Below are 13,098 nucleotides of genomic sequence, written 5' to 3'. Positions count from 1 at the left end.
GCAGGAATGTGTCGAAAAGATGACGACAATGAATATGCAATCTATTGCAGATCCTTGAGCCTATTCAGCCTGAGCGCTGCAATATATTGCACATTCTGCACGTCAACCGCGCCGCACGTAGCCCTTGCCGAAATGCCGCTCCATCCGCGCCTGGATCAATTCGAGCCCCAGGGACATCACCCAATAAATGATCGCCGCCGTCGTGAGCATCTCGATATAGCGGTAGCTTGAGCGGCCATAGGACTGCGCCAGAAACATCACTTCCCACACGCCCATCACGGAGATCAGCGACGAATCCTTGAGCATCGAGATGAACTGGTTAGTGGCCGGCGGGATGATGGTGCGCATGGCCTGGGGCAGGGTCACGTGCCAGAAGATCGCCCTGTCGCGCATGCCCAGGGCCAGCGCTGCCTCGCGTTGACCATGGGGCACGCCGAGGATGCCAGCGCGGAAAATCTCGCTCAGGTAGGCGCCGTAATTCAGTGACAACGCGATGATCCCGGCGACGATGGCGCCTGGCACCAGCCCCAATTGCGGCAGGCCCAGGTAGATCAACAGGATCTGGATCAGTAGCGGCGTGCCGCGAAAGAACGAGGCGTAGAAACTGGCAATGCCGAACGCCACGGCACTTTTGGACAGGCGCCCCAACGCGGTGATAAAGCCCAGCACCGACGACGCGACAATGGCGCACAGGCACAAGAACAGCGTCAGCGCCGCGCCTTGCAGGAAGCCGTTGGGCGCAAGGTGCAGGCCGACCAGGTTGGGCAGCTTGTCGAGGATGATCGAGAACTTCAGGTCAAAGCTCAGGAAAAAACTCGCAAACAGGGCGAACAGCGCCGCCCAGGTCAGGTAAAGCCGTAGGCGAAAACTCATCGGCTTATATCGGCGCCGATCCATTTTTGCGACAGCGCGCTCAAGGTGCCGTCCTGCTTGAGCTGGGCGAAGACCTCACGCACTTTGCTGTCCCACTGCGGGTCGCCTTTCTCGATGGCCACCGAGTTGGGCTCCGAGTACAGCGGCGCACCGGCGAGCTTGAAACGCGTGTCCTGGGTCAGGCGCGGCTGCGCGGTGACCAGGTTGGTGAGGATCGCATCCAGGCGCACGCCAGCGCCCAGGCCCAGATCCTGGAACGCCACGTTGTCGGTGTCGTACGGGGCGATCTGCACCTCCTCGAACGGGTACTGCAACTGCGTGTCTTCGGCGCCTTCGATCACCAGGTTCTTGTTCAGGTAGCTTTCGTAGCTAGAGGCGCTGGTGAGGCCGACTTTTTTGCCGGTCAGGTCCCGGGCGTCGTGGATGCGGTCGTCCTTGGCATTGACCACGATCACGGCGGGCGAAGCGTAGTACTCCACCGGGAAGTCGAACACCTCGGCGCGTGCCTTGCTTGGGGTCATGGAACAGATGCAGATGTCGTAGCGCCCGCTCCAGCGGCCGGCGGCGATCACGTCCCAGGACGGGGTTTCCAGGCGCAACTTCACGCCCAGTTTTTGCGCCACGGCCTTGGCCACGTCCACGTCGAAACCGTCGAGCTGATTCTGGTCATTGAGAAATGAAAACGGCGGATAGCTTTCCATCAGCACGCCGACCAGCTCTTTCTTCTGCTCGACACGATCCAGCGTGGCACCGCCAAAGGCTTGGGTTGAAGCAGCCAACATCGTCAGGCCCAGGGCCAACAGCGGTCTGAATTTCAAAATCGAACACCTGAATAAAAAAGAGGTTGTTATTAACCGAGCGGTACGCATTAAATAGTTATAAGAACGACTCTCATAGTGAGTTATTTTCATAAGCATATGAGTAAAAAGCATATGGGCGCAGTAAGCACAGTAATTCTCGATGGTGGCATGGGCCGTGAACTGCAACGCCGTGGCGCGCCGTTCCGTCAGCCGGAATGGTCGGCACTGGCCTTGAGCGAAGCGCCGCAAGCGGTGGAGGCGGTGCACGCGGCCTACATCGACAGTGGTGCTAATGTGATCACCAGCAACAGTTACGCGGTGGTGCCGTTCCACATTGGCGAAGCGCGGTTTGCCCAAGAAGGGCAGGCGCTCGCCGCCCTGGCCGGTGAGTTGGCGCGACGGGCGGTGCAGGCCTCCGGTAAAGCCGTGCAGGTAGCCGGCTCACTGCCACCGCTGTTTGGCTCTTATCGCCCAGATCTGTTCCAGGCCGAGCGCGTCAGTGAGTTGCTCACCCCCTTGGTGAACGGCCTGGCGCCGCATGTCGATCTGTGGCTGGCGGAAACCCAGAGCTCAATCGCTGAAGCGCGTGCGATCCATGCCGGGTTGCCGAAAGATGGCAAGCCGTTCTGGCTGTCGTTTACCTTGAAAGACGAAGACACCGACGAGGTGCCGCGCTTGCGCTCCGGCGAACCGGTGGCGGACGCAGCCGAGGCGGCGGCGCAACTGGGCGTGCAGGTATTGCTGTTCAACTGCAGCCAGCCGGAAGTGATCGGCGCGGCCATTGATGCGGCGCGGGCAACTTTCGAACGATTGGGTGTAGCGATTCAGATCGGCGCCTACGCCAACGCTTTCCCACCGCAACCCAAGGAAGCCACGGCCAACGATGGTCTGGACCCGTTGCGCGACGACCTCGACCCGCCCGGCTACTTGCAATGGGCGGCCGATTGGCAAGCGCGCGGCGCTAGCCATTTGGGTGGGTGCTGCGGCATCGGACCGGAGCATATTGCGGTGCTGGCCCAGAAGTTGGCTGGCTGAGCCTAAGTTCCGAGAGTCGCCACCCTCCAATGTGGGAGCTGGCTTGCCTGCGATGGCATCAACTGGTTTGCCTGATACACCGAGGTGTCTGTATCGCAGGCAAGCCAGCTCCCACACATGTGAGTATTAATCCCGACACTCTGTGAGTGTCTTCAACTGGCCCGAACCACTCTGGTTCGCCTGCGACAACCACGCCTCAAACCCGGCACCGACCTTCGGCCATTCCGAATCCAGGATCGAATACCACGCCGTATCGCGGTTCTGCCCCTTGACCACCATGTGCTGGCGGAACACCCCTTCAAAACTGAACCCCAAGCGCTCGGCTGCGTACTTGGACCGCGCGTTGCCGTTGTTGCACTTCCACTCCAGCCGACGGTAGCCCTGCTCGAACGCATACTTGGCCAGCAGGTACACCGCTTCGGTGCTTTTCGGCGAGCGCTGCATGGGTGCGCCGAAGGTGACGTGGCCGATTTCGATACGGCCTTGCGCCGGGACGATGGACATCAGGCTGAGGATGCCCTGAACCTGGCCCGTCGCACGGTCGATCACGCTGAAAAAGTACGGGTCGCTGTGGGCGGCGTGATTGTTCAACCATGCGTCGAAGGCACTGCGCTCGGTGAACGGGCCGTAGGGCAAGTAATCCCACAGCTTCGGATCGGCCCCTGGGCCGTCAAGGGCTTGCCACAGTTGATCGGCATGGCGCGCCGGGTCGAGCTTTTCCAGGTGGATAAAACGCCCTTCAAGCAGTTGCGCAGTCGGCGCCGGGACGCCTTTCCAATCAGCGAGGGAATTGATCATGCAGTGCTCCTTAAAGACCTTTGCGAAATTGGATGAAGCCTGGGCGTTCGGCGATGCGCTCATAGAGCTGGATCGCCGTGGCGTTGGTCTCATGGGTCAACCAGTGCACCTTGCAGCAGCCATCGGCCTTGGCGGTGGCGTAGACGAATTCGATCAGCTTGCGACCGACCCCCGTGCCACGTTGGGCTGGGTCAACCAGCAAGTCCTGCAGGTAGCAGGAGTTCTCGATGCTCCAGTTGGAGCGATGGTAGATGAAGTTGACCATGCCCACCGCCTTGCCGTCCTGCCAGGCCAGTGCCGAATGGGTCGGCTCGCTGGGGTCGATCAGGCGTTGCCAGGTGCTTTGGCTGACGGCGTCCGGCAATTCGGTGTTGTAGAACGCCAAGTAGGCCTGCCATAGCGGCAGCCAGGCGGCTTGGTCGGCGGCTGTGACCTGGCGAATGTCGATCAAGCTCATTCTGAAACTCCTTGGGGAATAAAGCGGGCGAGGGTCTGGTCACGCACATCGGCACTGGCGGCCAGGCCGTCACGGACACCGGCCATGTCGGCGGCGCTGCGGTTCTGGCTGAGTTTGCGTTTGCCCACCAGGCGTTCGATCGGCAGGGCAAAGCCGACAATGGCCTTGAGCATGCCGTCGATGTAGTCCGCCGGTGCGTCGCTGACACGCCAGGGTTGGGCGCGGGCGCTTTCATGGCGGTCGGTGAGGGCGGTGACCACCTTGAGCAAGCGCTCGGCGTCGCTGAATACCGCAGGCGTGCCATAGGCGTGCACGGCGATGTAGTTCCAGGTCGGGACCACTTTGCCGTGCTCGGCCTTGGCGGGGTAAAACGCCGGGCTGATATAGGCGTCGGCACCGGCGAAGATCACCAGCGCTTCACCGCCATTTTGCAGCTCGCGCCATTGCGGGTTGGCCTTGGCCAGGTGACCGTACAGCGTGCCATTGGGCCCTTCATCGGGGTTGAGCAGCAAAGGCAAGTGGCTGGCTTGCAGGCCGTTTTCACCCACGGTTACCAACTGCGCCAGACGGGTGTGCTGGATCAGTTGCTGGATTTCGGGCAAGTCATCGAGAGCAAAGGCGCGGGGTGTGTACATGGAGATATTCCTTGGCGAATGCCTGCATCCTAGGCAGGCTATTGGTTCGTTGTAAGAGCCATCTCGCGCTATTTTCATAGGTCCAATATGCCGCCTGTTTCGCCACCGCTGTCCTTCAACCCCGCCGGTATCGAGCTGGACCGCCGCCAGGGCCTCACGCGCCAGCTTTATGAGGCCCTGCGCCAGCGGGTATTGGATGGGCGATTGGTCAGCGGCACGCGGTTGCCCGCAACCCGAGATTTGGCGACAGCCTTGTCGATTTCCCGCAACAGCGTGGTGCGCGCCTACGACCAGTTGTATGCCGAAGGGTTTATCGAGAGCCGGGTGGGTGATGGCACCTATGTTGCCCAATTGCCGATGCCCCAAAAACTATCCACAAAAGTATCCACAGGGTTGTCAACAGGCTTATCCCCAGGGTTATCCACAAAATGGGCAAATTTACCCGAGGATTTGGATGACGAAGTTATCCACAGTGCCGGGTTGGCGCGGGTAAAAGACCACCACCTGCCTCAGCCGCCTTCGGGGCCGCCTCGGGCATTTCGCGTGGGCGTACCCGCCTTCGATCTGTTCCCGTTTGAGGTATGGGCCAAGCTGAATGGGGCGTTCTGGCGCAAACCCGACCTGGAACAGCTGTGCTATGGCGACCCGGCAGGTGATGGCCGCCTGCGCGGTTTGATCGCCGCGTACCTGCGCAGCTCGCGTGGCATGCAATGCACGGCTGAACAAATTGTGATCACCAGCGGCGCACAGCAGGCCATCAGCCTTTGTGCACAGTTGCTGGTGGAGCCTGGGGATGGCGTGGCGGTGGAAAACCCTGGCTATCGCGCGGCCGGCCATGCATTCGCTTTGGCCGGCGGGCGATTGCACGGCGTGCCGGTGGACGGTGAGGGTATGGATTGCCAGGTGCTCAGTACCCTCAATGATTGCCGCGTGGCGTATGTCACGCCTTCCCATCAGTATCCGCTGGGCGTGGTGATGAGCCTGGCACGCCGCCTGGAATTGCTGGCCTGGGCCGAGCGTTCAGGCGGCTGGATCGTGGAGGACGATTACGACGGCGAGTACCGCTACAGCGGCGCGCCGCTGTCACCATTGGCCGCGCTGGATCGCAGTGGCCGCGTGCTGTACGTGGGCACCTTCGGCAAGGTGGCGTTCCCGGCGTTGCGCCTGGGTTACCTGGTGTTGCCACCGGGCCTGGTGCAAGCCTTCACCCGGCGCCGCGCCGTGGACGTGCGTCACTCCGAAGTCAGCACCCAGGCGGTGATGGCCGAGTTCATGGCGGCGGGGCACTTCCAGCGCCACATTCGCCGGATGCGCCGTGCTGCGTTGAGCCGTCGCAATGCCTTGTTGGCTGGATGGTCAGAGGCATTGCCCGGTGTTGGCCCATTGCCCAACGTTGCAGCGGGACTGCACTTGACGGTGCGTGTCGACAGCGTGTCCCGCGAGCAACAATTGCTAAAGCAAGCTCATGCAGTCGGTGTAGAGATCAACGGCTTGAGCACCTATTGGCTGCCAGACTCCAGCACACCGCCGGACCAACGCGCCGGCCTGGTGCTGGGGTTTGCTGCCGTGCCTGAGTCGGGCATTGCGCAGGCGCTGGAGCGTTTGCGTCTGGCTTGGCTGCCATAAGCCGATCAGGTGTTGAAGAACAGCGATTGGGCCAGTTGGGCGCCGATGCTGCTGCGATGGATTTCAATCATGTCCCAGTCACTGGGGCCGGTGCGCTGATAGGCACCGCCTAGACGTTGTTGCTCGCGGGTCTTGAGGTGATCCTTGGTGAAGTTTTCCAGCGCGGCATCTTTTGTTTCATAGTGAAAGTGCGCGTACCACAGCACAGTGCCGTTTTCTTTGTCGCGAATCTCGTACTCGTCCAGATAGTCCTTTTTGGGCCCCTTGAGGGGGCGGCGGCTGATGACCTTGACGATGCGGATCAACCCTTGGCTGTTGAGCCAGTCAACCCGTTCGGCGGTTGGCGCTTGATGCTTGATCATGTCGATGTAGTGTTTTTTACCAAGCCGATAGAGGCGTTGCGCCGCGTCGTTGAGCTGGCGCTTGGTTGAGGCGGCAGAAGCGTGATCGCTTTCAGTAAGATTGCGCTGGGTCAGGGCTTCTTCGATATCGTTTGAGGCTTTTTCCAGCGCCTTTGCATGATCATCGAACATGTCTTGAATATCCTGCGGCGCATGCCAGGGTTTCCTGGAGAAACCCTGGTATTTACGGGTTTCAGCTTGTTCGCCATCCAATAGCGCTTGCCCCGTGTTGATGCTGGTGTCCAGATCCACAGCTACCGGTGCGCTTGGCTGCGATGGGGCTTTCTGCCGTTTAACCCAGACTCCCGGTGCCTTCTCATGAAACGTGGCGAGCACCTTGCCGGTCATGTGTGCCTTGACGTCGACCAACGAACTGTCTGCTTCGCGGGGCTCACCCATCACCAAGCCGTGATGACGTGTCTTGATCACTTTACGCCTTGGGGCGGGCTCGGCCCTGGAGCTGCCGGGCTTGGGCTGCTGGGCTTTTTTCTCTCGCAGCAGGTAGGCCAGGTCGTGGATGGCCCGTTGGCTGAACTCGCTTATTTGCAGGCGAAAACGTTCGAGGCGGGGTTTGAGCAAGTGCTGCGGGTAATCGGCATGCAGATCCAGCAGGCGTTGGTCGGCGCTGGAAAATTGCTCAACGAGGCTGTTGAGCACCTCGATACGATTATCCAGCGAGGCGCCATTACCGCGTTCAATAATCTCACTGAAACTTTCAACGTTGATTTCGGCTGAATCGACGATCTGGCCCATTCGCTCACGCACGGTGGCTGGAACCTGGCTTTGCGTCTCATCGATACACAAGTAACGGCCCAAGCCAATCTCAAGAGATTTGAGTTCAATGAGCGTGAGCTGCGGCAACTCTCGTATGGTTTTACGAATGATCGCCGCGCCTTCATCTCCCAGGGTTTTAAGTTCGTTGAAGCGGTCGTTGATGAATTCCAGCCGCCTGATGATGCCAAGGTTCTGAGTGGACAGGGTTTTTGCGATTTTTGCCTGGTTTTTATAGTCAATGTCTACCTCCGCATCAAGAACCGGCAACGACGCCGTCAAGGCTTTCTTGTAGCTCTTCACCTGTTGCTCCATGGCTATCTGTGTCAGTTGCACCTGTTGTTTCAGGTAACCGCTCATGTTGCTCTGGTAGGTGGGTACGGTGTCGATGATGCTCAAGGACTTCAGCTGGCTGATCGCTTCGTCGTACGCCGCCAGCCGCCTGTCGACCTTGTCGATGAACGCTGTACGCTGCAGGTCCGTGGACGGCCCCGGGGTAGCGTCCAGCGCGGGCTTTGATTCAAGCACGTCCAGTTGTTGACTGGCGGCGACGGCGTCAAAGGCGTTGAGCTGCCTCTTGAGTGCTGCAATGCGCGCAGGCTGATCGACCTTGACCGCCCGCCGGCGGTTTCTAAGACCGCCGCCGCGCAGTCGCAGGCGGATGTCGACAAACCACTGGCCCGCCAGGTTGCCGATCAGCGGCGGGCCTGTACGCAAGGGAGATTTGGAGTCGATGATAATGACACTGTCGTTGTCATCCACGATGACTTCGAACCAGCGCTCACCAACGGGTGCAAACCACCGATCCGCGAGTGGATAGAGATTGAGGTGGCGGCCGGGGGTTTTATTTTGCTCGCCAAGCTTATCGGGTTTGGCAACATTAAAACTGTCGAGTGTTCTGGCCAGTCCCAGGCGACTATGGCTCAGGGCGCCGCGCGTGTGTACGGCACCTTCATGCTTGGCAGGTAGTTGATTGTCGGGAATATCCGGTTGCTGCACGCAGGTATATTTTTTCTCGGCAACCGGCGGTTTGCTCACCGTTTCGATTGTCGTTTGTTCGGATTCAGGCTCAATCCTGGCCGCATCGAACTGCTTTCGAGGTCGCGGATGGCGCAGGGCTATATGCAGAGTCAGCGCCATTCCCAGGTTGAGGAATACATCCACCAACGCAGTCCAGGCCGTTGAGTGGTCATCCTTGTTCACGGCCTCCTCGGCAGCTTGCAGGTCGTCCATGATTTGCCAGATCCAGGCGGCGACTCCCAGGGTGCGGCCCATGAACGGCAGCGCGGCACTGAATATTTGCCAACCTGCATGTCGAAAGGTCGCCCACCGTTTCTGTACGTTGGATACCGACTGGCGTGTTGCCAATTCGACCATGGCATTGGCATTGGCCTTGAACAGCGTCGCTAACGCGTCATTGCCTATTTCTTCGTTGGTCAGCGTCACGGGGCCGCTCATGTACAGCACGGTAAGCGGCTCGACCAGTGCGCGCACCACGGTCCAGGGCGAGGGAAGGGTGTCGGGGAACACATATTGTGCATAGTTGAAGCGTTGCGCGTCGGGCAGCCAGGCCAGCACTGACTCGCGCAAGGTACGGTCATGTTTGATGGCGTACAGCAGGTTTTGCCGCGATGCAAATTGCATCAGCGTCGGTTCGAGCAGGGGCCGATAAAGCACGCAGGGGCCGGCGTCGGAATGCCTCGGGCCGATCACGAACATATTGGCGACCACGTCTTGCTCATGGCCGGGGCGCAAGGTGGGCACAAAGGCCAGGCAGCGAATGACAATGGGCTGCCCATCTACTTTGCGCTCCTGTTCTTCGTTGTGCATCACCGCGGCGATGTAGCGGTAACCGCGTTCATCGACGCCGCCCTGGCCGCGGATTTTCATCTGCAAGGCCAGCAGTGGCAGTTGCACCTGAAGGTGGCGGGTGTAGATCTGCTGTCGATGGCGCGATTGCAGCGGATCATCGAGCAGTTTTTGTTTGACCAGGGCTGGGTAGTTCTGGCCTATATCAATGTCTTCTATGACGTCTTTCAGAAAGCGGTAAGTCAGCCAGGTGGGTACACCGTTGTCCTTGCCGTTGTAGTGCACGGTCGCGTTGCCGGTAGGCAAGCCGGTAAGGTTTTCCAGGGCCAGGTCGATCAGGTCACGACGAGTGATGTCGACGGCACCCGGAATGACAAATGTGCCCCACAGAACCGGGCTTTCAATCACAACCTCGACCTTATCCAGATTCAGACTCACGCCCTTTTCCGGGACGCGGATATGGCTGTGCAACTGAGTCCGGGCATAGTCACGAATAGACGGAATGCCGTCCTGGAATGTTTCGCCGTGGTAATGGGTGTGCAGTTGGGCCAGGTCGATCATATAGCGGCTGTAGGCGGCGGTATCGGAGTCCGTCGCCGAGGTCAGCCAGTCCGGGAGTTGTTGGTGAATCTGGCGAATATTCGACAACTGGTGATCGCTCATCTCTTCGATGCTCGGCACGATCCGGGCGACAGTTGGGGCGGGCGGCTGATCCTGCAGGCCGGCCCCGCCGAGGCTGCCAATGACCTGGATTTGCAGCGAGATCAGCGTGCAGGCCAGCGCATCGAAGAAGTTGCCATCAGGCTCGTACAAGCGCCATTGCAAGGTAGCGTCCTGCTCTGGTGCATTCAGCCTTGCCGGCAGCGAAGCACCGAACTGGGCCAATGACTCGAACGTCTCATACCCGCTCACAAGCGAGTGCGTCAGCACCATCGGGCGGTTCTCGTGTTCGCCCACCAATACGGTAAGGTCCAGGAAGTAGAGGTGGGTAGACTGGCCATCTTCAAGAATATCCACGTCAACCAGGTAGGCATGGGTTTTATAGGGGTCTTTCAGCGAGCGCCTGGCTCGGTCGGGCTCATGAAAAACCGTGCGGGCCATGGCGCATTCGTGCTCATCCAGACCTTGCTCTTCGGTGATGTTCCACACGTTTCTCAACGCGCTGGAGAAGGCCTGCCAGCGTGGGCAGGCTGCGCCATTGGACGCGTTCCAGAAGTCCAGCTGCTGCTCTTGGAACGCGGCGAACAGCAGGTCTGATAACTCGTTGATCAGACGTGCAATGGCATCGATTTTCACCGCGAGGTGTACGGGAGCCGTAGCGTTGGGTTGTAGCGTGAGGAAGTGTTGACCGTCGAGGTAGGTCACCCTGTCGCTGGACAGTGCCTGATGAGCAAGCACCGAGGTGAGTGATTCCACAGTAGCGGGCGCGCGCTCGACGGCGTTACCGACCACCTCCCATTGAGGGCTGACTACCACGGCCAGATCGGGGTCGATATTCAGGTTGGGATACAGCTCTTTGAGTGCAGAGCGCAGTGTGGCGGCGGCAACTTCCCGGGCGGTGGGGCCGGTGGTTAACTGGGTAAGCAGTTCATAGGTACTGGGCGGGCGGTGATTATTAGCGGTGTCATTGGGCATGTGCAGCTCCTCTGCATTCGATGGCCCGGACGGGCTTCGCAAATGAGCAAAGTAGCGAGCTGCGTTGCGTCGAGGGCGGTAGATACGTCGAGGCGCATCTACGCCCGCCAGTGTTTCACGTGCCGGATTTGATCTTGGTCCAGGCTCTGGTCCTGGCGCGCTCCGCATCACGCCCCAGAGGCTTTAACGTATACAACGTCGCCATCGCCGCTTCGGTCGGGTAGAGGTTGGGGTTGTTGCGAATGGTCGGATCGACTCGTTCGGTCGCGTCCTTGTTAGGGTTGGGATAACCGACAAAATCGCTGATGGGCGCAATAACCTCGGGCTGTAGCAAGTAGTTGATAAAGGTATAGGCGTCCTGTGGGTTTTGCGCGCCCTTGGGGATGGCGAGCATGTCGAACCAGATCGGCGCGCCCTCTTTGGGCAGGCGCATGTCCACGGAGACGCCGTTTTTTGCCTCTTTGGCACGGTTGGCGGCCTGGGAGAAACTGCCGGAATAACCCACCGCGACACAGATGTCGCCATTGGCGATGTCGGCCATGTACTTGGACGAGTGAAAGTAAGTGATGTACGGGCGGATCTTCATCAACAGCGCTTCGGCCTCGTCGTAGTCCTTGGGGTTGCTGCTGTTGGGGTCCAGGCCCAAGTGCTGCAACGCCAGGGGCAGGATCTCCGAGGGCGAGTCCAGCAGTGCGACGCCGCATTGCTTGAGCTTGCTGATGTTCTCTTCCTTGAAGATCAGGTCCCAGCTGTCCACGGGGGCGTTGTCGCCCAGGGCCGCCTTGACCTTGGCTGGGTTGAAGCCGATCAGGATGGTGCCGTACATGTAGGGCACGGCGTATTGATTGCCGGGGTCGTTGGCTTCGATCAGCTTCATCAGTTTGGGGTCAAGATGGTTCCAGTTCGGCAACTGGCTGCGGTCCAAGGGCTGGAACACGCCGGCTTCGATCTGTTTGGCCAGGAAAACGTTGGACGGTACCACCACGTCATAGCCGGAGTTGCCGGTGAGCAGTTTGGCTTCCAGGGCTTCGTTGGTGTCGAAGATGTCGTACACCAGCTTGATCGACGGGTGCTGGGCCTTGAAGTCTTCCAGCGCCTTGGGCGTGATGTAGTCGAACCAGTTGTAGACCTTCAGGGTTTTTTCTTCGGCCTGGGCTGCGCCGCTGACAACCACGGCGCACAGGGCGAGCGACTTGAGTATGTTCATTGGGCTGCTTCCTCGAAACCTTCCAGCACGTTGACGGCGTTGATGCCGATTTCTTCCACCGCGTAGCCGCCCTCCATCACGAACAGCGTGGGTTTGCCCAGGCGGGCAATGCGTGCGCCCATGGTCAGGTAGTCCGGGCTGTCGAGCTTGAACTGCGAGATAGGGTCGTCCTTGAACGTGTCCACGCCCAGGGACACCACGATGATGTCGGCGGCGTAGCACTCGATTTCGGCGCAGGCCTGTTCCAGCGCGGCGCTCCAGGCCTGCCAGCCGGACCCGGCCGGCAACGGATAGTTGAAATTGAAACCCGCGCCTTCGCCTTCGCCATGCTCATCGGCATAACCGAGGAAGAACGGAAACTCTGCCTCCGGATGGCCGTGAATCGAGGTGAACAGCACGTCGCTGCGCGCGTAAAAAATGGACTGCGTGCCGTTACCGTGGTGGTAGTCCACATCGAGGATCGCGATCTTTTTGCAGCCCTGATCAAGGAATGCCTGGGCTGCGATGGCCGCGTTGTTGAGGTAGCAATAACCGCCCATCAAATCGCTGGCGGCGTGATGCCCCGGCGGGCGGCACAGCGCGAAGGCACTGTGGGCGCCTTGGGCGATAGCGGCCTGGGCGGTGAGGGCAACTTGTGCTGCGCTGTAGGCCGCTTGCCAGGTGCCGGCTGTAATCGGCGCACCACCGTCGAAGCTGTAATAGCCCAACTGGCCGTGCAGGCTGGTGGGCATCACGCGGCGCAACGTGCGCGCAGGCCAGGTGTAGGGCAACAGATCGCCGTCCTGGCCGTATTCGGTCCAGCGCTGCCAGGCGCCTTTGAAGAAGTCGAGGTAGTCGCGGCTGTGGATACGTTGCAGCGGTGCCAGGCCGAAGTCCAGCGGTGCTTGCACGGGCCCCAGCTCCCGCGCCTTGACCCGTTGCAGCACATGGTCGGCGCGCGAGGGCATTTCGAAGCAGGGCATCAGTTGCCCGTCCATCAGTTCACAGCGGCCATGGTGCAAATGATGATCGTCCGAGTAGATCGTCAGCATGTTGTTGTTCTCCGAAGGCT

10 protein-coding genes are annotated in these 13,098 nt (G+C 60.0%); 2 read left to right on the top strand and 8 right to left on the bottom strand.

Annotated elements, in window-relative coordinates:
• Nucleotides 1-102 precede the first annotated feature (102 nt).
• Nucleotides 103-873, bottom strand: a complete 771-nt coding sequence (locus AC1RAC_RS09910; RefSeq protein WP_014720547.1) for an amino acid ABC transporter permease — start codon at nucleotides 871-873, stop codon at nucleotides 103-105.
• Nucleotides 870-1,691 (bottom strand): ABC transporter substrate-binding protein, encoded by an 822-nt coding sequence (locus tag AC1RAC_RS09905; protein ID WP_259038986.1) that lies wholly within the window; start codon nucleotides 1,689-1,691, stop codon nucleotides 870-872. Before AC1RAC_RS09905 ends, AC1RAC_RS09910 begins: the two co-directional genes overlap by 4 nt.
• Nucleotides 1,692-1,805: 114 nt before the next feature.
• On the opposite strand from AC1RAC_RS09905, the gene AC1RAC_RS09900 reads away from it, so the two are divergent.
• Nucleotides 1,806-2,708: a homocysteine S-methyltransferase family protein gene (locus tag AC1RAC_RS09900; protein ID WP_034129144.1), complete on the top strand. Its 903-nt coding sequence runs from the start codon at nucleotides 1,806-1,808 to the stop codon at nucleotides 2,706-2,708.
• Between the two features lie 126 nt (nucleotides 2,709-2,834).
• Here AC1RAC_RS09900 and AC1RAC_RS09895 read toward each other — a convergent pair whose 3' ends face one another.
• From AC1RAC_RS09895 to AC1RAC_RS09885, 3 genes are read right to left on the bottom strand one after another with little or no spacing between them, the layout of a single operon-like run.
• Entirely contained in the window at nucleotides 2,835-3,506 is a 672-nt protein-coding gene (locus tag AC1RAC_RS09895) for a GNAT family N-acetyltransferase (RefSeq protein ID WP_054916941.1), read from the bottom strand.
• Nucleotides 3,507-3,516: 10 nt separating this feature from the next.
• The gene (locus AC1RAC_RS09890; protein ID WP_054916939.1) at nucleotides 3,517-3,963 is read right to left on the bottom strand and encodes a GNAT family N-acetyltransferase; all 447 of its coding nucleotides are present in this window, start codon (nucleotides 3,961-3,963) and stop codon (nucleotides 3,517-3,519) included.
• A complete protein-coding gene (locus tag AC1RAC_RS09885; protein WP_034129141.1) occupies nucleotides 3,960-4,598 on the bottom strand; it encodes an FMN-binding negative transcriptional regulator in 639 nt (212 codons plus the stop codon). Before AC1RAC_RS09885 ends, AC1RAC_RS09890 begins: the two co-directional genes overlap by 4 nt.
• Before the next feature lie 87 nt (nucleotides 4,599-4,685).
• On the opposite strand from AC1RAC_RS09885, the gene pdxR reads away from it, so the two are divergent.
• On the top strand, nucleotides 4,686-6,224 hold the full coding sequence (pdxR, locus tag AC1RAC_RS09880; RefSeq protein ID WP_492616532.1) for a MocR-like pyridoxine biosynthesis transcription factor PdxR: 1,539 nt from the start codon (nucleotides 4,686-4,688) through the stop codon (nucleotides 6,222-6,224).
• Between the two features lie 5 nt (nucleotides 6,225-6,229).
• Here the strand turns inward: pdxR and AC1RAC_RS09875 are convergent, their stop codons facing one another.
• From AC1RAC_RS09875 to AC1RAC_RS09865, 3 genes are all read right to left on the bottom strand, one after another.
• Nucleotides 6,230-10,840, bottom strand: a complete 4,611-nt coding sequence (locus AC1RAC_RS09875; protein WP_492616531.1) for a dermonecrotic toxin domain-containing protein — start codon at nucleotides 10,838-10,840, stop codon at nucleotides 6,230-6,232.
• A 115-nt stretch (nucleotides 10,841-10,955) separates the two neighbouring features.
• Nucleotides 10,956-12,047 (bottom strand): polyamine ABC transporter substrate-binding protein, encoded by a 1,092-nt coding sequence (locus AC1RAC_RS09870; RefSeq protein ID WP_492616530.1) that lies wholly within the window; start codon nucleotides 12,045-12,047, stop codon nucleotides 10,956-10,958.
• A complete protein-coding gene (locus tag AC1RAC_RS09865) occupies nucleotides 12,044-13,078 on the bottom strand; it encodes a histone deacetylase family protein (protein WP_089041544.1) in 1,035 nt (344 codons plus the stop codon). Before AC1RAC_RS09865 ends, AC1RAC_RS09870 begins: the two co-directional genes overlap by 4 nt.
• Nucleotides 13,079-13,098 lie beyond the last annotated feature (20 nt).

The organism is Pseudomonas sp. GW823-FHT02F05 (genome assembly GCF_058797315.1).
The sequence above is the reverse complement of the archived record's forward strand: the minus strand, read 5'-3'. Positions and strand labels throughout refer to the sequence as shown.

Excerpts from the sequence above, each read along its gene's own strand:
- AC1RAC_RS09910 (WP_014720547.1), bottom strand. The coding sequence starts at position 873 with ATGAGTTTTCGCCTACGGCTTTACCTGACCTGGGCGGCGCTGTTCGCC.
- AC1RAC_RS09900 (WP_034129144.1), top strand. The coding sequence starts at position 1,806 with ATGGGCGCAGTAAGCACAGTAATTCTCGATGGTGGCATGGGCCGTGAA.
- AC1RAC_RS09895 (WP_054916941.1), bottom strand. The coding sequence starts at position 3,506 with ATGATCAATTCCCTCGCTGATTGGAAAGGCGTCCCGGCGCCGACTGCG.
- AC1RAC_RS09890 (WP_054916939.1), bottom strand. The coding sequence starts at position 3,963 with ATGAGCTTGATCGACATTCGCCAGGTCACAGCCGCCGACCAAGCCGCC.
- AC1RAC_RS09885 (WP_034129141.1), bottom strand. The coding sequence starts at position 4,598 with ATGTACACACCCCGCGCCTTTGCTCTCGATGACTTGCCCGAAATCCAG.
- pdxR (WP_492616532.1), top strand. The coding sequence starts at position 4,686 with ATGCCGCCTGTTTCGCCACCGCTGTCCTTCAACCCCGCCGGTATCGAG.
- AC1RAC_RS09875 (WP_492616531.1), bottom strand. The coding sequence starts at position 10,840 with ATGCCCAATGACACCGCTAATAATCACCGCCCGCCCAGTACCTATGAA.
- AC1RAC_RS09870 (WP_492616530.1), bottom strand. The coding sequence starts at position 12,047 with ATGAACATACTCAAGTCGCTCGCCCTGTGCGCCGTGGTTGTCAGCGGC.
- AC1RAC_RS09865 (WP_089041544.1), bottom strand. The coding sequence starts at position 13,078 with ATGCTGACGATCTACTCGGACGATCATCATTTGCACCATGGCCGCTGT.